We start from the raw sequence: 19,753 nt of genomic DNA, 5'->3' as shown, positions 1-19,753 counted from the left end.
AGCAGCTCTGGCACTGGATGTATGTGCGCGGCGTCTCCGACTTTTCCGGCATGTTCAACATCTCCAAGGACCTGCGCGCCGAACTCGACAGGCATTTCACCGTCGCGCGGCCCGAGATCGTCGAGGAGCAGATCTCCGCCGACGGTACCCGCAAATGGCTGTTCCGCTTTCCGCCGCGCGGCGCCGGCCGCCCGGTCGAGATCGAGACCGTCTATATCCCCGAGGAAGGCCGTGGCACGCTCTGCATCTCCTCGCAGGTCGGCTGCACGCTGACCTGCTCGTTCTGCCACACAGGCACGCAGAAGCTGGTGCGCAACCTGACCACGGAAGAAATCCTGGCGCAGCTGCTCACCGCCCGCGACCGGCTCGGCGACTTCCCAGACCGCGACACGCCCGACGGCGCCATCGTGCCCGCAGAAGGACGTAAGGTCTCCAACATCGTCATGATGGGGATGGGCGAGCCGCTCTACAATTTCGAGGCGGTGAAGAAGGCGCTGTTGATCGCCTCCGATGGCGACGGCCTGTCACTGTCGAAGCGCCGGATCACGCTGTCGACCTCCGGCGTCGTGCCGGAAATCTTCCGCACCGGCGAGGAGATCGGCGTCATGCTGGCGATCTCGCTGCATGCCACCAATGACGATCTGCGCGACCTTTTGGTGCCGATCAACAAGAAGTATCCGCTGAAGGAGCTGATCGCCGCCTGCCGCGCCTATCCCGGCCTCTCCAACGCAAGGCGCATCACCTTCGAATATGTGATGCTGAAGGACGTCAACGATTCCCTCGACGACGCCAAGGCGCTGGTCAAGCTCTTGAAGGGCATCCCGGCCAAGATCAATCTGATCCCGTTCAACCCGTGGCCGGGCACCAACTACCAGTGCTCGGACTGGGAGACGATCGAGAAGTTCGCCGACTACATCAACAATGCCGGCTACGCCTCGCCGATCCGCACCCCGCGCGGCCGCGACATCCTCGCCGCCTGCGGTCAGCTGAAGTCGGAATCGGAACGCATGCGCAAGGTCGACCGGCTGGCGCTGGAAGCGATGATGATCGCCGGGCACGGCGAGGCGTGAGCCGCTTCGTCGCCTACCTCATCCGCTTCGCTGTCATCCTGGTCGGCTACATCGCCGCCTCGTTGGCGGCCAGCGCCTTCCTCAACATCCTGTTCCTGGGCTCGCTCGGCTATACGCCCGACCAGGCCCACCCGACGGCGACCGCCTCGCTCTATTTCTCGATCCCCGTCGTGGCGTTGTTCGTCGCCTATTTCGCCTTCATGCCGGCGGCGGTCGTCATCGTCGCCGCCGAGATCCTCGGACGGCGCGACTGGCTGTTCTATGCGATCGCCGGCGGCGGCGTCGCCGCGGCCTTCCTCGGTTTCGTCCGCCAGAGCGGCGATCCCGACTTCGTCATCACCGATACCAGCGCCATCCTGGCGGTGATCGGCTCCGGCATGGTCGGTGGCATCTTCTACTGGCTCGCCGCCGGTCGCTGGGCCGGCAGCTGGCGCGAGACCCAGCCTATTTCGCCTGGGCCGTCAGGATCTTGAGCGCGAAGGCCGAGAACACGCCGCCGAACAGATAGTCGACCACCCGCATCACGCGGGGGCTTGCCTTCATCGCCGCCGAAAATCTTTCCGCCGCCAGCACCATTGGCACCACCACAGGCGTCGACAGCACGATGAACATGACGCCGAGGAAGAACAGCTTTCCGGGCGCGTTCGGGTCGTGCGCGGAGACGAACTGCGGCAAAAACGTCATGAAGAACATGATGATCTTCGGGTTGAGCAAATTGACGCCGAGCCCGGCCGCCCAGCTGCGGAACAGCGAGATACGCGGGCCGGCCTTCTTCTCCGGCGAGAAGGCCGAGCCCTTGCTGACCGCTTGCCACGCCAGAAAGACCAGATAGCCGGCGCCGAAGATTTTCAGGACGAAAAAGGCCATCGGCGAGGCGACGATCAGCGCCGAGACCCCGACCGCCACCAGTGTGGTGTGGATCAGCGTGCCGCAGAGCGCCCCTGCCATCGAGGCAAAACCGGTGGTGCGGCCCTGGCTCAGCGTCCTCGACACGAACAGCGTCATGTCGGGCCCCGGCGTGATCGCCAGGATCACCGTGGCGATGGCGAACTGGATCAGCGTCGTTGCGTCGGGAAGCAAGGACATCGGTCGCGCGCGCCCTAGAGAAGGATCGCGGAGCCTATAACGCAGCCATTTCAGCTTCGCCAGCGGCTGACCGGCGCGGCGTCTGGTCCAGCCCTTGCTGGCATCAAAGGCCGGTTCGTCTCTTGCGCAGCCCGGAAACGCCGTGATACCTCGCCCGCGAAACCTTTCCCGCGGAACCGCCAAAAATGTCCAAGACCAAAAGCGTGAAGAAAGTCGTGCTCGCCTATTCCGGCGGCCTCGACACCTCCATCATCTTGAAATGGCTGCAGACCGAGCTCGGCGCCGAAGTCGTCACCTTCACCGCCGACCTAGGCCAGGGCGGCGAGCTGGAGCCGGCCCGCCGCAAGGCCGAGCTGATGGGCATCAAGGACATCCGCATCGTCGACGTGCGCGAGGAATTCGTCGCCGACTTCGTCTTCCCGATGTTCCGCGCCAATGCCGTCTATGAAGGCACCTACCTGCTCGGCACCTCGATCGCCCGGCCGCTGATCTCCAAGCACCTCGTCGAGATCGCAAAGGAAACCGGCGCCGACGCGATTGCTCACGGCGCTACCGGCAAGGGCAACGACCAGGTCCGTTTCGAGCTGTCGGCTTACGCGCTTAACCCCGACATCAAGGTCATCGCGCCGTGGCGCGACTGGTCCTTCAAGTCGCGCACCGACCTGCTGAACTTCGCCGAACAGCACCAGATTCCCGTGCCGAAGGACAAGCGCGGCGATGCGCCGTTCTCGGTCGACGCCAACCTGCTGCACTCCTCCTCGGAGGGCAAGGTGCTGGAGGATCCGTGGACGGAACCGCCGGAATTCGTCCACCAGCGCACCGTCTCGCCGATGGACGCGCCGGACAAGGTCACCGAGATCGAGATCGAGTTCCTCAAGGGCGACCCGATTGCGCTGAACGGCAAGAAGCTGTCGCCGGCGACGATGCTGGCCGCGCTCAACGACCTCGGCCGCGACAACGGCATCGGCCGGCTCGACCTCGTCGAGAACCGCTTCGTCGGCATGAAATCGCGCGGCGTCTACGAAACGCCCGGCGGCACCATCCTGATCGCCGCCCACCGCGCCATCGAATCGATCACGCTCGACCGCGGTGCCGCCCACCTCAAGGACGAGTTCATGCCGCGCTATGCCGAGCTGATCTACAACGGCTTCTGGTTCTCGCCCGAGCGGCTGATGCTGCAGGCGATGATCGACAAGAGCCAGGAGGATGTCGAAGGCACTGTGCGGCTGAAGCTCTACAAGGGCAATGTGATGGTCACCGGCCGCAAGTCGAAGAAGACGCTCTATTCCGACGCGCTGGTCACCTTCGAGGACGACCGCGGCGCCTACGACCAGAAGGACGCCGCCGGCTTCATCCGCCTCAATGCGCTCCGGCTGAGGACGCTCGCAGCGCGCACGCGCAAGGGCTGACATAGTTGCTGCGGGACGCTGTGCCGGTCCCCGCGAAGGCAGAAACGACCAAGAAACCCGGTGGACACGCCGGGTTTTTATTTCCATCTCCTAATATAAGGGAAATAAGAGCGACCGGACTAAGTTCCCGTTTGACCTTTCGGCAGCTTCATCTAAGTTCCGCCGCGGGATCGGCGGGGTTTTGACAGTGAAAAAAGCTATTTCTGTTCTGCTTGCGACGGCTATCGCTTTCGCGGCGTGCCAGACGTCACAGGCCGCGAAGCGTGAGGCCAAGCCGGATCTGGACGGCTGCATCGCCGAAGCCCGCGCATGGAACATCACGCTCAAGCACGATATCGCCGGTTTCATGGGTGTGTCGCTGGAGCGCATGCCGGCCCTGTTCTGCGAACGCCTTGCCGCCGGCGTGCGCAGCGGCCGCATCACCTATTCCGATGTCAACAACCTGCAGCTCGACCAGCCGACCGAAATCTGGATGGTCCTCAAGGGCAAGCCAAAGCCGGCTGCGGTTACGAAAACCCCGGCGCCGCGGACGTCCAACTTCCGTAATTGCACCGGGAGAGACGGCATCTTCCAGGCTCCCGCCTCCCGGAAATGCCCGCCGGGTGGCTACGGGCATTTCGAGCAGCCGTCCGAAAGGGAGATTAAGGCCAGGTCAAGCGTGGCCACCTCAGCGCCGCGGAACGCCAGATTCCATACCTGCTCAAATGTTTTCACCGGCACCTTCGAGGTTCCCGCTTCCCGGAAATGCCCCTTGGGCGGCGGCTAATCGTAAGTTGCCGGACTCCCGCTGGCGATCGAGGGCAGGCCAAGGGCGGCTCCTCCGCCCCTTCCAGGTTCCCGATTCCCAGAAATGCCCATTGAGCGGCTACGCGCATTATTGAGACCGAGTGATTGGGCTTCGAGCCTGATCCTAGCTATGGAGGGACTTCGACGATGAAGAACGGTATTTTTCTCTTGCTTTCAGCGGCAGTCATCTTCGGCGGATGCCAGTCCCCGCAAGCCCTGGCGGCACCGACGTCCAAGTTCCGTACCTGCAGCGGATTTGACGGCCCCTTCCAGGTTCCCGTTTCCCGGAAATGTCCGGTTAGCGGCTATGCGCATTCCGACGAACCGACCAAAATGGACACCAAGGGCAGGTCAAAGGCGGCTACGGCGCCGCGGTCGTCCAAGTTCCGTACCTGCAGCGGATTTGACGGCCCCTTCCAGGTTCCCCTTTCCCGGAAATGCCCGGTGAGCGGCTATGCGCATTCCGACGAGCCGACCAAAATGGACACTAAAGCCAGCTCAAAGGCGGCTACGGCGCCGCGGTCGTCCAAATTCCGCAACTGCAGCGGCATTGACGGCAGCTTCCAGGTTCCGATTTCCCAGAAATGCCCGTTGAGCGGCTACGCGCATTACTGAGAGCGTATCTGGTCGTTCCGAGCGTCTGGGCTTCACCTGCTCCATAAACAAAAAGCCCGGCACATGGCCGGGCTTTTCTGTCGAGTGGAGATGGCATCAATTGCCGTCGATCGCTTCCGCGATGCGGGCAATGGCCTGCTGGTAGACGCTGGCCGAGTTCCAGCCGGCAATGGCGCCCATATTGGCCTGATAGCTCGCGCCGGCCCGCCAGCCATGGCCCTTGAGGTAGTTGGCGGTGGAAGCGAGCGCGGTATTCCTGTCGCGCAGGTTGCCGTTGCCGACGCCGTACTTCAGGACGTTTCCGGGCAGGAACTGCGTGTGGCCGATTTCGCCATGCATGGCGCCCACGGAAGCTGAGGTCAACGTTCCGCGATCGACCAGCTTCAGCGCCGCAATGGCATGCGGGTAGAAATAGTCCGGGCGGCGGCAGTCATAGGTAAGCGTCAAAATGGCGGACACCGTGTTCTGGTTGCCCATGGAGGCGCCGAAGCCGGTCTCCATGCCCCAGATGGCGAGCAGCACGCCGGGCGGCACGCCGTAGGTCGATTCGATCTTGTCGAACAGCGCCGCGTTCGACTTCTTCAGCGAACGGCCCTTTGAAATGATCGCGGCCCCGCCGCGGCGCTTCATGAAATCTTCCACCGAGCCGCTGAACGCCTTGTGGATGGCGCGGTCGGCGGAGATGGTCCTTGTCGCGTAGGTCGCGCCTGCTAGAGCGGCCAGACCCCTCGAACCGACACCTTCGGCCTGGGCCTGTGCGGCAAAGTCCTGCTTCCAGGCGTCGAAGCCGGCGCTGTTCTTGCCACAGCTGCCAGCCGCCTGCGCGCCCGTCGCCAGCGCAAGCACTGCCATCACCGCGGCCGCAAAAATCTTTCCCTTGGCAAGAAATGCCATCTCGTTCTCTCCTGATTGCCTGAATCACGTCCCGGTTGCGAATTTGCCAGTGAAACGCCCGGTTGTCACCGCCCCCGCGGCTGCACTGGTTGCTCGATGCTGGCGAATGAAGCGGAATTTGCCTACGATCAAGTATTTATTGTGGCGGAGGGGCTCGATACATATGGATGATGTTGATGTTGTGATCATCGGCGCCGGCTCGGCCGGGCTCTCAGCCGCGAAAACCCTGCGCGCCGCTGGCGTCTCCTTCAAGCTATTGGAAGCGATGGACCGCATCGGCGGCCGCGCCTGGACCAGCGACCGGCATTTCGGCGTCCCCTTCGACATTGGCTGCGCCTGGCTGCATGCCGCGGACCGCAATCCCTATTTTCCCGAGGCGCAGGCCGCCGGGTGGACGCTGCACCATCACGATATGAACGTCGACCATCTTTACTACCGCCAGCGCAAGGCGAGCGAGGCGGAAGAGGCCGAGATGAAGGCCGCCGACGCGCGGCTGTTCGAGCTGCTCGCCACGCATAAGGTCGAGGAAGGCGACGACGACCGGCTTTCGGCGCTGCTCGCCAAGGGCCAGGCGCCGCGCGCCGCAGCCACCTTTGCCGGTCCGATGGATTTCGGCGCCGACGAGGACGAGATCTCGATCCGCGATTTCCAGGCCGCCGCCGACCTCGACCCGAACTATTTCAGCAAGGAAGGGTTCGGCGCGCTGGTCGCGCGTTTCGGCGCCGACGTGCCGGTCGAGCTGTCGACCCCGGTGCGCCGGATCTTCTGGAACGGACCGGATGTCGCCTGCGTCACCGATCGCGGCACCGTTCGCGCCAGGGCGGTCATCGTCACCGCCTCGCCGGCCGTGCTCGCCTTCGAGGAGATCGCCTTCTCGCCGGCCCTTCCCGACGCGCATTTTTCCGCCTTCTTCGATCTGCCGATGGGCATGCTGACCAAACTGCCGGTCGAGGTAAGCGCAACCAGGCTCGGCCTGCAACCCTTCGACGACCTGCTGATCGAGCGGCTGGCCAGGCACGACATCTATTTCCTCTGCTTTCCCTTCGACCTCGATCTGATGGTCGGCTTCGTCGGCGGCGACTTCGCCTGGGAGATGTCGGCGGCCGGCGAGGCGGCGGGCATCGACTTCGTCGTCGACCGGCTGTGCGACATTTTCGGCGCCGACACCCGCAAGCATGTCGGGCGCGCCATGATGACCAACTGGGGCGGCGAGCGCTACGTGCGCGGCGCCTATGCCGCGGCGCGGCCCGGGCGGTCGGAGGCGCGCGCCACGCTGATGCAGCCGGTGGCGGACAAGATCTTCTTCGCCGGCGAGCATCTGGCGGGACCGCTGATCCAGACCTGCGGCGGCGCCCGGCTGTCGGGCGAGAGCGTGGCGCGGCAGGTGGCGGCCGTGCTTGCGGCCAAATAGCGCTGGAACGCCTGGTCGCGACCGGGCGTTTGGGTGGGGCGCGATCCCGCCCTATATGCGGGCGCTGATGGGTTTGAGTGCAAGATGAAGCTGTTCGACTGCCCGCATTGCGGCCACCGCCTCTATTTCGAGAACGCCCAGTGCCTGAACTGCGCCAGCCTCGTGCTTTACGATCCGCAGCTGTCGCGTTTCACGCTGTCGGACGTTGATGGCGCCTACCACTGCACCAATGCCGACGAATGCGCCTGCAACTGGCGGACGGAGCCAGGCCAGGCCTTTTGCCGCGCCTGCTCGTTGAACCAGCTCATTCCGAATCTGTCCGTCGACGGCAACCGCCGGCGCTGGATCCGCGTCGAGGCTGCCAAGAAACGCGCCATCTATTCGCTGCTCGCCTTCGGCCTGCCGGTCGCGCCCAAGCAGGGCCCCGGCGACGAGGCCGGCCTTGCCTTCGATTTCCTTGCCGATCCGATCGGCGGCGGCCCCGGCGGCGAGCGCATCCTCACCGGCCACGACAATGGCCTGATCACGCTCAACGTCGCCGAGGCGGATTCGGCCGAACGCGAGCGACGGCGTGTCGCGATGGGCGAGAACTATCGCACGCTGCTCGGCCATTTCCGCCACGAGCTCGGCCATTATTATTGGGACCGGCTGATCCGTGACGACCCGCAAAGGCTTGCCGCTTTCCGCGCCCTGTTCGGCGACGAGCGCGCCGGCTACGAACAGGCGCTGACGGCCTACTATGCCAATGGCGCGGCGCCTGACTGGCAGCAGGCTCACATCTCGGCCTATGCAACGTCGCATCCATGGGAGGATTGGGCAGAGACCTTCGCGCACTATCTGCACATCACCGACACGCTGGAGATGGTGCATGCGCTGAACTTTCCGCTCGGCCGGCTGGAGACGGTCGATGCCGACGCCCTGCCGCGCAGCGACACCGGCGGCGAGCTGCTGGCGGCGCCCGCGGAGTCAAGGCACGAACCCGAGCCTTTCGAAAGGATCCTTGACCGCTGGCTGGTGCTGTCGGAAGCATCCAACTCGATCAACCGCTGCATGGGCCTGCCCGACCTCTACCCCTTCGTCATCTCGGGCGTGACGGCGCACAAGCTCGGCTTCGTCCATGCACTGCTGGCCGGCCTGCCGCAAGAAAACGGAACAATTCGTGAGCCGGCAGAAGCATTTTAGCCGGAACGCATAAGGCTCGGCTTCGTTTTCGTCCGCGAGGGAGCATGAAAACGGAGTGAAATCCATGAAAACCTTACTGTTTCCCGCCATCGCTGGAGCGCTCGTCGCCATGTCGGGTGCGGCCTTGGCCGAGACCGCGGTCTCGGCCGTCACAGACCTCAACGTGCGCGCCGGTCCCGGCCCGCAATATCCGGTCATCGGCGTGCTGGCCGCCGGCCAGTCGGCGACGCTCCAAGGCTGTATCGCCAACAGCAAATGGTGCACCATCGCCGAGGCCAACGGCCAGGGCTGGGTCTATTCCGACTATGTGACGGCCGATTTCGGCGGCAACGCGGTCGTGCTGACACGGCGCCCGGCGGATGCCGGCATTGCCGTCGTCGAGGCGCCGACCGACGAACTCTACTCGGACAGCTATACCGGCGCCATCGTGTCGGGCGACGAGCCACTCGATCCGATCGCGCGGCCGCCGGCCGAAGTCGGCACCTATGTCAGCACGCACCGGCTCGATCCGGTCTATCTCGATGGCGAGGTGGTGACCGGCGCGACCCTGCCCGACAGCGTCGAGCTGCGCGAAATCCCCGATTACGACTACCGCTATGTCTATGTGAACAACCAGCCGGCGCTGGTCGATCCCGGCACGCGGCGCATCGTCTACGTCATGCGCTGACAAATGCCGCAACAAGCGGCCGCCTGCCGGCGGCCGCTTGCCCCTCTTCACAGATGCGAAACCACGAGCCCAAGCCGTGGCGAGGATGATTGCGCGCAAAGCGCCGATCCCATAGATCAGGCGGACCCGGACGCGTTCGGCGCTTGCGTTCGGCTGAGGGAAACCGCGTGATCATCGACAAAGCCGCGTTCGAGCGCTACCGGCGCTCGCCGAACGCCAGGACAACCCCGCTCCGGCTCCTGTTTGGAACCGCCATCGTCGTGCTGTTCTGGATGGCGACGACCCTGGCGGTGCTGCTCGGCGGCACCTATGCCTTTGTCGTCTGGCGGGCTTCGACCGGCGGCACGGCAGCCGGTGGCCCGGTCCAGGACTTCCTGGCCTCGCCCGAGGGCATCCTCACCGCCCTGGTCTCCTTCGCCGGCATCTGGATCGGCCTCTGGTTTGCCATGCGCTTCGTGCATCGCGAGCCGCTCGCGGCGCTGGTCGGGGACAGCCGCCGCGTTTCCTGGCCGGGCTTCCTCAAGGGCCTGATCGCGGTGTTGATCACCTCGCTACTCTCCGAAATCCTGCTTTACTGGCTGCAGCCCGAGATCGCGCGCGGCGCCATCGGCCTGTCGACATGGCTGCTTTTCCTGGTCCCGATTGTGCTGCTCGCCTTGCTGCAGACCTCGTCCGAGGAGGCGCTGTTTCGCGGCTATCTCCTGCGCGGCCTCGCCAACCGGTTCAACAACCCGCTGATCTGGGCAGGGCTGCCGCTGCTGCTGTTCAGCGCGCTGCACTGGAGCGCGAGCTCGACGCTCGCCATCAATGCCTGCGTGCTGGTCTCGATCGCCAGCTTCGCGCTGGTGCTGACGCTTCTGGTCTACGCCACCGGCAATCTGGGCGTGGCCTTCGGCGCCCATCTCGGCAACAATCTGACCGGCTTCCTGCTGATCTCGCATCAGGAAAGCTACAATTCCTTCGCCCTGTTCAAAGCCAGGCCGCTGGAGGGTCCCGGTTGGACGGGGTTCGATGCGGTCCTCATCGCGGCGATCGGCATCGTCAGCAGCCTGCTGACGGCAGTGCTTCTGCTGCACCCGCGCTCGCCGCTAAGGGTCAGGCCGGCCTGATGCGCGTCACGCTGGTGGTGGAAGGGGCGATCCCCTGCAAAGGCTATGGTGGCACGGAGCGCCAGGTCGACTGGCTGGCGACGGAACTGGCGCGGCTCGGGCACAGGGTAGTCCTCATCGCCGCGCCCGGCTCCAGCCATCCGCTTTGCGAGGTGCGGCCGGCGGCGTCGCGGGCCGAGTGCCGCGCTGCCATCCCCCAGGATACCGACATCGTCCATTTCAACGGCCGGTATATCGAGGTGCCCTTTGCGACCCTCAACACCGAGCACGGTTTTTCGCCCCAGTCCCCGAGGTTGCACCCGAACTGGAGCTTCGTCAGCGCCAGCCACGCCCGCAACCATGGCCGCGAGACCTTCGTCCATAACGGCTTTCCGGTCGACGAGTACCGGCTCGCGGCGACAAAGAGCGACCGCCTGCTGTTCCTCGCCGGCATCGCCCGCGCCGGCAAGAATCTCAACCGCGCCGTCGACCTTGCCAAGGCATTCGATTTCGCGCTCGACATTGCCGGCGGCTCGCGCTGGCGCCTGCTGACGCGCAGCCAGGTGCGGCGCCAGGGCGTCTTCTTCAAGAGCCTCGGCGGCCGCTATCGCTTTCACGGCATCGTCGGCGGCGACGAAAAACTGCGCCTGCTAGGCGAGGCAAAAGCCTTCCTCAATCCGATCGCCTGGGAAGAGCCGTTCGGCATGGCGCCTGTCGAGGCGATGCTGTGCGGAACGCCGGTGCTGACGACATCGCGCGGCGCCCTGCCGGAGATCGTCGACGCCGACACCGGGCGCCTTTTCGACACGGATGCCGAGTTCGCGCAGGCTTTCGCCAATATCGCCGCGCTTTCACCCCAACGGTGCCGCGAGTCCGCCGCCGACCGGTTTCCCATCTCGAGGACAGCAAAGGGCTATCTCGACCTCTATGCGCGCATTCTCGACGGCGAAAGCCTGCCCTGAGCACGTGCCGGGCGCGACGTTTTGGCCGTTGAACCGGCCTCAGCCTTGACTCAGCGGGCGATTTCCTGTCTAGACCTGCACGAATTCCGCGATGAGTTTCCCTCGCGAAGCCGACCAGGACGCCGAAACCTCTTTGAGGCAGAAGCTGTAAAAGAGATCCTGGAGGCCAACACCCGGCAGCGCAATGCGCCCCCGGGTGCTTTTTGGCTTTGGGCTTTGCTTGGCGACCCGGCGCGAACGCACTACCTCTCGGTCGAACCCACCGAGATCAAGGACCGCAGATGTTTGAATCCCTTCAGGAGCGTCTTGGCTCCATCCTGAATGGCCTGACGGGCCGCGGCGCGCTGTCCGAAGCGGATGTCTCGGCGGCGTTGCGCGAGGTGCGCCGCGCGTTGCTCGAGGCCGACGTGGCGCTGGAAGTGGTGCGTTCCTTCACCGACAGGGTGCGTGAGAAGGCCGTCGGCGCCGCGGTGCTGAAGTCGATCAAGCCCGGCCAGATGGTCGTCAAGATCGTCCATGACGAGCTGGTCGAGATGCTGGGCGCCGAAGGCGTCGCCGTCGATCTCAACGCGCCGGCGCCCGTCGTCGTCATGATGGTCGGCCTGCAGGGCTCCGGCAAGACGACGACCTCGGCCAAGATCGCCAAGCGCCTGACCGAGCGCCAGAACAAGAAGGTCCTGATGGCCTCGCTCGACACGCGGCGCCCTGCCGCGCAGGAGCAGTTGCGCCAGCTCGGCGAGCAGACCAAGGTCGCCACGCTGCCGATCATCGCCGGCCAGAGCCCGGTCGACATCGCCCGGCGCGCCGTGCAGGCCGCCAAGCTAGGCGGCCACGACGTCGTCATCCTGGACACCGCCGGCCGTACCCATATCGACGAGCCGCTGATGGTCGAGATGGCCGACATCAAGAAGGTGTCGTCGCCGCACGAGATCCTGCTGGTCGCCGATTCGCTGACCGGTCAGGACGCCGTCAACCTGGCGAAAAGCTTCGACGAGCGCGTCGGCATCACCGGCCTGGTGCTGACCCGCATGGACGGCGACGGCCGCGGCGGCGCGGCGCTCTCGATGCGCGCCGTCACCGGCAAGCCGATCAAGCTGATCGGCACGGGCGAAAAGATGGACGGGTTGGAGGAATTCCACCCCAAGCGCATCGCCGACCGCATCCTCGGCATGGGCGACATCGTCAGCCTGGTCGAGAAGGCCGCCGAGAACATCGACGCCGAGCAGGCGGCGGCGATGGCCAGGAAGATGCAGTCGGGCAAGTTCGACCTCAACGACCTGGCCCAGCAGCTTCAGCAGATGTCGAAAATGGGCGGCATGGGCGGCATCATGGGCATGATGCCCGGCATGGGCAAGATGAAGGACCAGATGGCCGCGGCCGGCCTCGACGACAGGATGTTCGGCCGGCAGCTCGCCATCATCTCCTCGATGACCAAGGCCGAGCGCGCCAATCCAGACATCCTAAAGCACTCGCGCAAGAAGCGCATCGCCGCCGGCTCCGGCACCGACGCGGCCGAGATCAACAAGCTGTTGAAGATGCATCGCGGCATGGCCGACATGATGAAGGCGATGGGCGGCAAGGGCAAAGGCGGTGGCCTGATGCGCGGCATGATGGGCGGCCTCGCCTCGAAAATGGGCCTTGGCGGCATGATGCCGGGCGGCCCCGGAGGCCTAATGGGCGGCGGTATGCCGGACCTCTCCAAGATGGACCCCAAGCAGCTCGAAGCCTTGCAGAAGCAGGCGCAGGCGGCCGGTCTCGGCAAAGGTTTGCCGGGCGGGTTGCCCGGCGGTCTTCCCGGCGGCGGCCTGCCTGGTCTTCCCGGCGGCATGAAGCTGCCCGGCCTTCCGGGCCTCGGTGGCGGCGGCCTGCCGGGCCTTGGCAAGAAGAAGTGAGGGCACCATGAACGAAGACAAGGACATGGCCGACGCTCGCAACATCCTGGCCGGCTACCGCGCATCGATCGACAATATCGACGCGGCCCTCATCCACATGCTGGCCGAGCGCTTCCGCTGCACCAAGGCGGTGGGCGTGCTGAAGGCCGAGCATGGCCTGCCGCCGGCCGATCCGGCGCGCGAGCAGCAGCAGATCGCCCGCCTTCGCCAACTGGCGAAGGATGCGCATCTCGATCCCGATTTCGCGGAAAAATTCCTCAACTTCGTCGTCCGCGAAGTGATCCGTCATCACGAACAGATCGCCGCATCCAACGGCGTGACGAAAACCGGTTGAAACCCAACCCAGACCATCAAACGAAATCAGAGCTTTTTAGGAGAAAACAATGGCACTGAAGATCAGACTGGCCCGCGCGGGCTCGAAGAAGCGTCCCTACTACCACGTCGTCGTCGCCGACGCGCGTTCGCCGCGCGACGGCCGTTTCATCGAGTCGCTCGGCTCGTGGAACCCGCTGCTGCCGAAGGACGGCGAGCGCGTCAAGGTTGACGCCGAGCGCGTCAAGCACTGGCTCTCGCACGGCGCCCAGCCGACCGACCGCGTTCTGCGCTTCCTCGACGAGGCCGGCCTTGCCAAGCGTCCGGCCCGCTCGAACCCGCAGAAGGCCGAGCCGGGCAAGAAGGCGCAGGAGCGCGCCGCCCTGCTGAAGAAGGCGCAGGAAGATGCCGCCGCCGCTGTTGCCGCGGCCGCCGCCGCGCCGGCCGAAGCGGAAGCCGCCACGGCCGAGTAATCCGGCCCGAATCGGTTAACGAAAACGGCGGGCTTTGCCCGCCGTTCTTGTTTCAGGCGTCCCGGGAGGGATCAGTAGCCTTGCGGGCAACGGGCGATGTAGACGCGCCCGTAGCGATCGCGGTAGCGGCAGCGGTCCGGTTCGCTGGCACGACCGATCAGCGCGCCCGCGACGGCGCCGACAGCACCACCGACCACAGCGCCTTCCACCGGGTCATTTGCCACGGCGGCACCTACGGCCGCGCCGCCCAGGCCGCCGACTGCGGCACCCTTTTCCGTCTGCGAGCAGGCACTGAGTGCCGTCGCCAACGCCAGGATGATCATCGCTTTCTTCATTGTCGTTCCTCTCACACGCCGTCCTCGCCGCCATCCCGTTAACTCTCGGACGGCTAATTTGATCCCGAGGACATCGAAGATTGCCGATGCCAGCGCCAGCGCAGGGCTCCTCACCTCACCTGGATATCATTGAAATTATTATCGTTTCACCGTTCGGTCACGCGCTTCAGATTGCCGAGCCCGGTCTCGAAATCCTTGCCGATCAGCGTGTCGAAATTCATGAACAGGCCCATCAGCTTGGCGACGAACGGCCGGCCGCCGCGCATCGCCCAGGTGACCGTCGTGGTTTCGCCGGACGGCGTCAGGGTGAAGTCGACTCTGTTGCTGGCCCGAAACGGCTTCTCGAAATCGAGCTTCAGCGCCACCAGCGACGACGGAACCGAGCTGGTGATCTCCATCCGCCCGACGCCTGCCTTGCCGTTGCCTTCCCAGGCATAGGCGGCGCCCTTGCCGCTTTCGGCGCCGGACAGCGTGCGCTTCATGTCCGGGTCGAGTTTTTCGTAAGGCGACCATTCGGGCCAGCGCCTGAAGTCGTTGATCAGTGGAAAGATCGCTTCCGACGGCGCCGCGATGCTGGCCGAGCGGCTGACGACGAAATCGTTCGGCCGGGTCGCGGCATAGATGAGCACGGCGGCGATTATGACCAGGATGATGACGACGGCTGTAAGCATTGTGCCTATCCTTCCAATGGCTTAGCGGGTGAACGAAAGCAGGGCGCGCACCCTCGGGTCGCGCAGGAACAGCCCGCCCCACAGGATGATGCCGAGATAGACGCCGAACAGTATGTGCGAGAACAGTGGGCTGCCGATGCGCACATGGGTGGCGATGGCGCCACCCATATAGGCGGTGAGCAGGATGGCCCCGAGCACCGAAGTGCGCGGCAGCGCATAGAGCGCGGTCGAGACCAGCCCGATGACGCCGAGCAGGCGCGCGGAATTGAGATCGGCTGGCCAGCCGAGCTGCGTCATGGTCTGGGTGACGATATCCATGGGCGGCAGCTTGATGACGCCGTCGAAGATCATGAACAGCACGATGATGGCGCTGAGCGCGCGGCCGGTCCACAGGGCGCCCGACGAGACGGGCGCGGTTTGCGTAATGCTCATTGACGTTCCCTCCTGGGATCCTGGGCGCTGGCCATCCTTGCCAGGCTCGAACCAAGGACGCCGGACAGGTCGACGGTCCGACACGTCCCGGTATCTTTTTCGCAAACGGCGCGCGGGCGCGCGTGATCACACCCGCGCTCAGAGTGTCTTGAGATAGGCTTCCAGCCGCGCGTAGCTCGCCATGACGATCTGGCCGAAGCCCATCTTCACCGCCATGTCGCGGGCAGTGATCGAATTGGCGCGGATGTTGGCGACGATCCGCGTCTTGCCGCCGGCATCCTCGAACAGGATGGTCGTCACCATGTTGGGCGGCGGCAGGGTATCCTGCCACTGGCCGCGGTCGAGTGGCGCGTCGCGATAGACGATCCGCTCCGGCGGAGCGATTTCCAGATAGACGCTGTTGGTCGGATACTCGCTGCCGTCGGCAAAGCGCATGGTCAGGCGGAATTGCCCGCCCGGCCGCACATCCATCTCGCAGACCGGATAGGTCGAGCCTTCCGGTCCCCAAAACCGCACCAGATGGTATGGATCGGTGAACAGCTTGAACATCAGCGCGCGAGGCGCATCGAAGGTCCGGGTGATGATGATCACCGGGTCATCGGATGGTGTGTCGATGCTCTGATCCGTCACGTTTCCCTCTCCGGATTGTGCTGCCGCGCGTCGGTGGCAAACTGGTTAGCCGGCTTCAATTTCGACCTCCGCCGGGCTCACCGGCCTGCAGACCCTGCAGATAGGTCTCCAGCCGGTCGAAGCGGGCGTCCCACAGCGCGCGATAGGATTCCAGCCATTCGTCGATCTCGCGCAAGGGTTCCGGCTGCAGGCGGCGCGGCCGAAACTGGGCGTCCCGGCCGCGCGCCACCAGGCCGGCGCGCTCGAGCACCTTGAGGTGCTTCGACACCGCCGGAAAGCTCATGGCAAACGGCTCGGCCAGCTGCGTGACCGAGGCCTCGCCGAGCGCCAGCCGCGCCAGGATGGCGCGTCGGGTCGGGTCGGCAAGCGCCGCGAGGGTCAGGCTGAGGCTATCCGTCGTCATGTTTATTGAACCAGATGGTTATATAACCTTTTGGTTCTATACGAGAGGCCGCCGGCCGAGTCAAGCGGCGCGGTATCGAGGGGGAATGCGGGCAGCGCCCCATCCGGCTCGCAAACCGGACGGCAAGGTTCCTGGGGGCGTCAGGAGAAGTAAAACCGTTCGGCCGGGATCATCTTCGGCGCCGGCTCGCCGAGCGCCTCGAACACCGAGATTTCGCAGACGCGGCAAAGGCCATCGAGCGCAAGGTCGTTGGGCTGGGTGCCGAAGGGATCCTCGAGCTCCTCCGACAGCGCGTCGAGGCCGAAGAAGGTATAGGCGATGAGCGCTGTGAACAGCGGCGTCGCCCAGCCGGCGGGCGCGGCCAGCCCGAACGGCAGCAGCAGGCAGAAGACGTAGGCGGTGCGCTGTAGGAGCAGCGTGTAGGCGAAGGGCAACGGCGTTCCGGCGATGCGCTCGCAGCCGGCCTGCGCCGTGGCGATCTCCGACAGGCGCTCGTCGAGGATGCGGTAGCCGATCGTATCTATGGCGCCGGACTTGCGCAGCCCGGCAACGCGCGCGCCCATGCGGCGCAGCATGGCGTCGGGGGCATTGACGGCCTTGGCCACGACTTCGACCTCATCACCGATGAAGCCGCGCGCGTCCGGCGCGGCGTCCACCCGCCTGAGCGACCCGCGCAGGAAATGGCAGAACGCGATCGCCTCCATCAACAGGCCGCGCAGCTCGGCCCGGTCATCGATCAGGCCGGTCGAGGCGCGCGCCAGGTTGCGGATGTCGAAGACGAGCTGGCCCCACAGCTTGCGCGCCTCCCACCAGCGGTCGTAGGCGGCGTTGTTGCGGAAGCCGAGATAGATCGACAGCGCCACACCGAGCAGGGCGAAGGGCGCCGTACCGGCATTGCCGAAGTCGAGCTTGAGGGCTTTTACGACCAGCAGCACAAGCGCGCCATAGGCGGCAAAGCCGAAGATCTGCGGCAGGATGCGCGGCACTACCGAGCCGCGCATGATGAAGAACAGATGCAGGAAGCGCGGACGCGGGCGGACGATCATCAAAACCCCCAGACGGACCGGTGCGATCCCGATGCCCTATTGTGCGACGCACCAGCAAGGCAAGCTCCGCCGCCAGCGACATTTCCGTGTCGCCTGGGCAGGGACTACCGGCGCTCGCCCGGCCGGTCTAAGAACGAGGCGGCGACCCGCGAGACTGGCGACCGCGCGCCGCCCGAGGGAGGAAAGATGACCGGCGAAACCGATCTGCAAAGATTGTTGGCGTCGATGACGCCGCACCTGCTTCCCGATGTCCACGTCTTCGCAACGCTGGCGCCGGGCGCGGCCATGCCGGAAGGCCTCGATCCGGTCATGAGCTTTCGCGAGCAGGAAGGCCTTACGCTGATCGTGAAGGAGGACCAGGCGAGAGCGGCCGGCGTCGACGGCATCTTCCGCTGCCGGATGATCACGCTGAACATCCACTCTTCGCTTGAAGCCGTCGGCTTCCTCGCCGCCATCACCGCGCGCCTGGCCTCGGCCGGCATGGGCGTCAATCCGGTCTCGGCCTTTTACCACGACCATCTGTTCGTCCCGGCGGATCGGGCGGAGGAGGCGATGGTGCTGTTGATGGAATTGGCGGAGCAAAATCGGTTGTGACGCCGGCTCTCCGCCGCCTGCTTGAGATGCCGGTGCCGCCCCTCATCCCCCTGCCGGGACCTTCTCCCCGTGAACGGGGAGAAGGAAGCTACCCGGCCGAAGGCCGAGCCCGCGACCGCGGGCCGCCGGTCGTCCGGCGCGCACGCGCAGGGCCAGCCGCGTCAGCGGCGGTGCGGCCCGTGAGCGAAAACAAACCAGCCGTCAGGCGGCCTTCTTCTTCGGCTGGATCAGTCCGCGCTCGACCAAAAGCTCGGCGATCTGCACGGCGTTGAGCGCTGCGCCCTTGCGCAGATTGTCGGAGACGATCCACATCGACAGGCCGTTGTCGATGGTCGAATCCTCGCGGATGCGCGAGATGAAGGTGGCGTCCTCGCCGGCCGATTCCAGCGGCGTGATGTAGCCACCGTTCTCGCGCTTGTCCAAGACCTGGCAGCCCGGCGCCTCGCGCAGGATCTCGCGCGCCTCGTCCGCCGTGATCGGCTTCTCGAACTCGATGTTGACCGCTTCCGAATGGCCGATGAACACCGGCACGCGCACGCAGGTCGCCGTCAGCTTGATCTTGGGGTCGAGCATCTTCTTGGTCTCGGCCACCATCTTCCACTCTTCCTTGGTGAAGCCGTCGTCGAGGAAGACGTCGATATGCGGAATGACGTTGAAGGCGATGCGCTTGGTGAACTTCTTGACGTCGACCTGGTCGGCGACGAAGACCGCCCGGGTCTGCGTGAACAGCTCGTCCATGCCTTCCTTGCCGGCGCCGGACACCGACTGGTAGGTGGCCACGACGATGCGCTTGATGGTCGCCGCGTCATGCAGCGGCTTCATCGCCACCACCAGCTGCGCCGTCGAGCAATTCGGATTGGCGATGATGTTCTTGCGCGAGAACTGCTCGACCGCGTCCGGGTTCACTTCCGGCACGATCAGCGGCACCTCCGGGTCGTAGCGGAAGGCAGACGAATTATCGATGACGACGCAGCCCTGCTTGCCGATCTTCGGCGACCATTCCTTGGAGACGTTGCCGCCGGCCGACATGATGCAGAGGTCGGTGTCGGAAAAGTCGTAGGTGTCGAGCGCCTTGACCTTCAGCGTGCGGTCGCCGAAGGACACTTCGGTGCCTTGGCTGCGCCGTGAGGCCAGCGCCACGACTTCGCTTACCGGAAAGCCGCGTTCGTCCAGAATGTTGAGCATTTCGCGGCCCACATTGCCCGTGGCGCCGACTACCGCAACCTTGAAACTCATAAAGATCTCCTGTCCCTCTCCGCTTGGTTGTTGGAGAAAACCCGCCGGCCTCATGCGGGTTCCGTCCCCCGGGCCGAACCCGGGAGAGGGTGGTTAGGCCAAGGGAATCACACCGTTTTGGTGGTGGTTTTGGCCGTAGTTTTGCTGGAACGAGCAGGCGCGCCAAGGCGCCCAGCCCGATGCTGAGCATCGTGGCTGGGGGCATCGAAGGCAAGAAGAGCCGTCAGAAGGCCGCGCATCGAAGACAATCCCGTTCGAAGCGGGCTTTTACGCGGTTTGGTAAAAGAGTCAATTGGCGGCAGCGCTCTCCCTTCTCCCCGTCACTTTATGGGGAGAAGGTGCCCGAAGGGCGGATGAGGGGCGGCGCTGACTTCGACAGCTGGCTCGTCCGGAAGTAAGGACCGGCGCCTCGCCCCTTTCCCTACCCATCGGCGTTGGCGCTGCCCCTCACCTGCCTGCCGGCATCCTTGTAACTTGTCCCTTGCCGACTCTGCTATTGCAGCAGGTGCGGTGGCGGACGAGAGACCGGAGCATCTTTGGGCCTTGAAGCCCGTGGGAG

The 19,753-nt window shown here is 65.1% G+C and carries 23 protein-coding genes; 14 read left to right on the top strand and 9 right to left on the bottom strand.

Annotated features, from left to right (window positions below; all coding sequences use genetic code 11):
* Both rlmN and EN738_RS12620 read left to right on the top strand, forming a co-directional pair.
* On the top strand, window positions 1-1,070 hold a 1,070-nt coding region (rlmN, locus tag EN738_RS12625; RefSeq protein ID WP_127283967.1), incomplete at its 5' end, for a 23S rRNA (adenine(2503)-C(2))-methyltransferase RlmN.
* Window positions 1,067-1,543, top strand: coding sequence for a hypothetical protein (locus tag EN738_RS12620; RefSeq protein WP_127283966.1), 477 nt, complete (start codon window positions 1,067-1,069; stop codon window positions 1,541-1,543). The genes rlmN and EN738_RS12620, both read left to right, overlap by 4 nt.
* Here the strand turns inward: EN738_RS12620 and EN738_RS12615 are convergent.
* A complete protein-coding gene (locus EN738_RS12615) occupies window positions 1,515-2,156 on the bottom strand; it encodes a LysE family translocator (RefSeq protein WP_127283965.1) in 642 nt (213 codons plus the stop codon). The genes EN738_RS12620 and EN738_RS12615 overlap by 29 nt on opposite strands.
* Before the next feature lie 185 nt (window positions 2,157-2,341).
* Here EN738_RS12615 and EN738_RS12610 point away from each other — a divergent pair, with 185 nt between their 5' ends.
* The 3 genes from EN738_RS12610 to EN738_RS12600 all read left to right on the top strand — a co-directional run bounded on the left by EN738_RS12610 (window position 2,342) and on the right by EN738_RS12600 (window position 4,966).
* Window positions 2,342-3,565 (top strand): argininosuccinate synthase, encoded by a 1,224-nt coding sequence (locus EN738_RS12610; protein WP_127283964.1) that lies wholly within the window; start codon window positions 2,342-2,344, stop codon window positions 3,563-3,565.
* Between the two features lie 187 nt (window positions 3,566-3,752).
* Window positions 3,753-4,331 carry a hypothetical protein gene (locus tag EN738_RS12605; RefSeq protein ID WP_245494504.1) on the top strand — a complete coding sequence of 193 codons (579 nt, stop codon included), beginning with the start codon at window positions 3,753-3,755 and terminating at the stop codon, window positions 4,329-4,331.
* A 167-nt stretch (window positions 4,332-4,498) separates the two neighbouring features.
* Window positions 4,499-4,966 carry a hypothetical protein gene (locus EN738_RS12600; protein ID WP_127283963.1) on the top strand — a complete coding sequence of 156 codons (468 nt, stop codon included), beginning with the start codon at window positions 4,499-4,501 and terminating at the stop codon, window positions 4,964-4,966.
* Between the two features lie 96 nt (window positions 4,967-5,062).
* Here EN738_RS12600 and EN738_RS12595 read toward each other — a convergent pair whose 3' ends face one another.
* Window positions 5,063-5,860, bottom strand: coding sequence for a lytic transglycosylase domain-containing protein (locus EN738_RS12595; protein ID WP_127283962.1), 798 nt, complete (start codon window positions 5,858-5,860; stop codon window positions 5,063-5,065).
* Window positions 5,861-6,023: 163 nt separating this feature from the next.
* Between EN738_RS12595 and EN738_RS12590 the strand changes: the two genes are divergently transcribed.
* From EN738_RS12590 to rpsP, 8 genes are all read left to right on the top strand, one after another.
* Window positions 6,024-7,271 carry an NAD(P)/FAD-dependent oxidoreductase gene (locus tag EN738_RS12590; RefSeq protein ID WP_127283961.1) on the top strand — a complete coding sequence of 416 codons (1,248 nt, stop codon included), beginning with the start codon at window positions 6,024-6,026 and terminating at the stop codon, window positions 7,269-7,271.
* Between the two features lie 84 nt (window positions 7,272-7,355).
* Window positions 7,356-8,453, top strand: a complete 1,098-nt coding sequence (locus EN738_RS12585; RefSeq protein WP_127283960.1) for a putative zinc-binding metallopeptidase — start codon at window positions 7,356-7,358, stop codon at window positions 8,451-8,453.
* Between the two features lie 64 nt (window positions 8,454-8,517).
* Entirely contained in the window at window positions 8,518-9,120 is a 603-nt protein-coding gene (locus EN738_RS12580; RefSeq protein WP_127283959.1) for a DUF1236 domain-containing protein, read from the top strand.
* 167 nt (window positions 9,121-9,287) lie between these two features.
* The gene (locus tag EN738_RS12575) at window positions 9,288-10,229 is read left to right on the top strand and encodes a CPBP family intramembrane glutamic endopeptidase (protein ID WP_127283958.1); all 942 of its coding nucleotides are present in this window, start codon (window positions 9,288-9,290) and stop codon (window positions 10,227-10,229) included.
* Window positions 10,229-11,170, top strand: a complete 942-nt coding sequence (locus EN738_RS12570) for a glycosyltransferase (protein WP_127283957.1) — start codon at window positions 10,229-10,231, stop codon at window positions 11,168-11,170. Before EN738_RS12575 ends, EN738_RS12570 begins: the two co-directional genes overlap by 1 nt.
* Window positions 11,171-11,451: 281 nt before the next feature.
* On the top strand, window positions 11,452-13,062 hold the full coding sequence (gene ffh, locus EN738_RS12565; RefSeq protein ID WP_127283956.1) for a signal recognition particle protein: 1,611 nt from the start codon (window positions 11,452-11,454) through the stop codon (window positions 13,060-13,062).
* A gap of 7 nt (window positions 13,063-13,069) precedes the next feature.
* A complete protein-coding gene (locus EN738_RS12560; RefSeq protein WP_127283955.1) occupies window positions 13,070-13,396 on the top strand; it encodes a chorismate mutase in 327 nt (108 codons plus the stop codon).
* A gap of 49 nt (window positions 13,397-13,445) precedes the next feature.
* A complete protein-coding gene (rpsP, locus tag EN738_RS12555; RefSeq protein ID WP_127283954.1) occupies window positions 13,446-13,847 on the top strand; it encodes a 30S ribosomal protein S16 in 402 nt (133 codons plus the stop codon).
* A gap of 71 nt (window positions 13,848-13,918) precedes the next feature.
* Here the strand turns inward: rpsP and EN738_RS12550 are convergent, their stop codons facing one another.
* The 6 genes from EN738_RS12550 to EN738_RS12525 form a co-directional block, all read right to left on the bottom strand.
* On the bottom strand, window positions 13,919-14,182 hold the full coding sequence (locus tag EN738_RS12550; protein ID WP_127283953.1) for a glycine zipper domain-containing protein: 264 nt from the start codon (window positions 14,180-14,182) through the stop codon (window positions 13,919-13,921).
* A 146-nt stretch (window positions 14,183-14,328) separates the two neighbouring features.
* The gene (locus tag EN738_RS12545) at window positions 14,329-14,853 is read right to left on the bottom strand and encodes an SRPBCC family protein (protein ID WP_127283952.1); all 525 of its coding nucleotides are present in this window, start codon (window positions 14,851-14,853) and stop codon (window positions 14,329-14,331) included.
* 21 nt (window positions 14,854-14,874) lie between these two features.
* On the bottom strand, window positions 14,875-15,285 hold the full coding sequence (locus EN738_RS12540; RefSeq protein WP_127283951.1) for a DoxX family protein: 411 nt from the start codon (window positions 15,283-15,285) through the stop codon (window positions 14,875-14,877).
* Between the two features lie 138 nt (window positions 15,286-15,423).
* Entirely contained in the window at window positions 15,424-15,915 is a 492-nt protein-coding gene (locus EN738_RS12535) for an SRPBCC domain-containing protein (protein ID WP_127283950.1), read from the bottom strand.
* A 55-nt stretch (window positions 15,916-15,970) separates the two neighbouring features.
* On the bottom strand, window positions 15,971-16,318 hold the full coding sequence (locus EN738_RS12530) for a metalloregulator ArsR/SmtB family transcription factor (protein ID WP_127283949.1): 348 nt from the start codon (window positions 16,316-16,318) through the stop codon (window positions 15,971-15,973).
* A 140-nt stretch (window positions 16,319-16,458) separates the two neighbouring features.
* Window positions 16,459-17,364, bottom strand: a complete 906-nt coding sequence (locus EN738_RS12525; protein WP_127283948.1) for a bestrophin family ion channel — start codon at window positions 17,362-17,364, stop codon at window positions 16,459-16,461.
* Window positions 17,365-17,550: 186 nt separating this feature from the next.
* Between EN738_RS12525 and EN738_RS12520 the strand changes: the two genes are divergently transcribed.
* Window positions 17,551-17,958 carry an ACT domain-containing protein gene (locus EN738_RS12520; RefSeq protein WP_127283947.1) on the top strand — a complete coding sequence of 136 codons (408 nt, stop codon included), beginning with the start codon at window positions 17,551-17,553 and terminating at the stop codon, window positions 17,956-17,958.
* A gap of 201 nt (window positions 17,959-18,159) precedes the next feature.
* On the opposite strand, the gene EN738_RS12515 is transcribed toward EN738_RS12520, so the two are convergent.
* Window positions 18,160-19,194: an aspartate-semialdehyde dehydrogenase gene (locus EN738_RS12515; protein ID WP_127283946.1), complete on the bottom strand. Its 1,035-nt coding sequence runs from the start codon at window positions 19,192-19,194 to the stop codon at window positions 18,160-18,162.
* Window positions 19,195-19,753: the final 559 nt, after the last annotated feature.

Origin of the sequence: Mesorhizobium sp. M4B.F.Ca.ET.017.02.2.1 (assembly GCF_003998955.1) — a bacterium.
GTDB lineage: Bacteria > Pseudomonadota > Alphaproteobacteria > Rhizobiales > Rhizobiaceae > Mesorhizobium > Mesorhizobium abyssinicae.
Note: the sequence above shows the minus strand (reverse complement) of the source record. Positions and strands in the feature narration are given on the sequence as shown.

Bases quoted from the DNA above. Each gene is read 5' to 3' on its own strand.
- EN738_RS12615 (WP_127283965.1), bottom strand. From the start codon at position 2,156: ATGTCCTTGCTTCCCGACGCAACGACGCTGATCCAGTTCGCCATCGCC.
- EN738_RS12610 (WP_127283964.1), top strand. From the start codon at position 2,342: ATGTCCAAGACCAAAAGCGTGAAGAAAGTCGTGCTCGCCTATTCCGGC.
- EN738_RS12600 (WP_127283963.1), top strand. From the start codon at position 4,499: ATGAAGAACGGTATTTTTCTCTTGCTTTCAGCGGCAGTCATCTTCGGC.
- EN738_RS12595 (WP_127283962.1), bottom strand. From the start codon at position 5,860: ATGGCATTTCTTGCCAAGGGAAAGATTTTTGCGGCCGCGGTGATGGCA.
- EN738_RS12590 (WP_127283961.1), top strand. From the start codon at position 6,024: ATGGATGATGTTGATGTTGTGATCATCGGCGCCGGCTCGGCCGGGCTC.
- EN738_RS12585 (WP_127283960.1), top strand. From the start codon at position 7,356: ATGAAGCTGTTCGACTGCCCGCATTGCGGCCACCGCCTCTATTTCGAG.
- EN738_RS12580 (WP_127283959.1), top strand. From the start codon at position 8,518: ATGAAAACCTTACTGTTTCCCGCCATCGCTGGAGCGCTCGTCGCCATG.
- EN738_RS12570 (WP_127283957.1), top strand. From the start codon at position 10,229: ATGCGCGTCACGCTGGTGGTGGAAGGGGCGATCCCCTGCAAAGGCTAT.
- ffh (WP_127283956.1), top strand. From the start codon at position 11,452: ATGTTTGAATCCCTTCAGGAGCGTCTTGGCTCCATCCTGAATGGCCTG.
- EN738_RS12560 (WP_127283955.1), top strand. From the start codon at position 13,070: ATGAACGAAGACAAGGACATGGCCGACGCTCGCAACATCCTGGCCGGC.
- rpsP (WP_127283954.1), top strand. From the start codon at position 13,446: ATGGCACTGAAGATCAGACTGGCCCGCGCGGGCTCGAAGAAGCGTCCC.
- EN738_RS12550 (WP_127283953.1), bottom strand. From the start codon at position 14,182: ATGAAGAAAGCGATGATCATCCTGGCGTTGGCGACGGCACTCAGTGCC.
- EN738_RS12545 (WP_127283952.1), bottom strand. From the start codon at position 14,853: ATGCTTACAGCCGTCGTCATCATCCTGGTCATAATCGCCGCCGTGCTC.
- EN738_RS12540 (WP_127283951.1), bottom strand. From the start codon at position 15,285: ATGAGCATTACGCAAACCGCGCCCGTCTCGTCGGGCGCCCTGTGGACC.
- EN738_RS12530 (WP_127283949.1), bottom strand. From the start codon at position 16,318: ATGACGACGGATAGCCTCAGCCTGACCCTCGCGGCGCTTGCCGACCCG.
- EN738_RS12525 (WP_127283948.1), bottom strand. From the start codon at position 17,364: ATGATCGTCCGCCCGCGTCCGCGCTTCCTGCATCTGTTCTTCATCATG.
- EN738_RS12520 (WP_127283947.1), top strand. From the start codon at position 17,551: ATGACCGGCGAAACCGATCTGCAAAGATTGTTGGCGTCGATGACGCCG.
- EN738_RS12515 (WP_127283946.1), bottom strand. From the start codon at position 19,194: ATGAGTTTCAAGGTTGCGGTAGTCGGCGCCACGGGCAATGTGGGCCGC.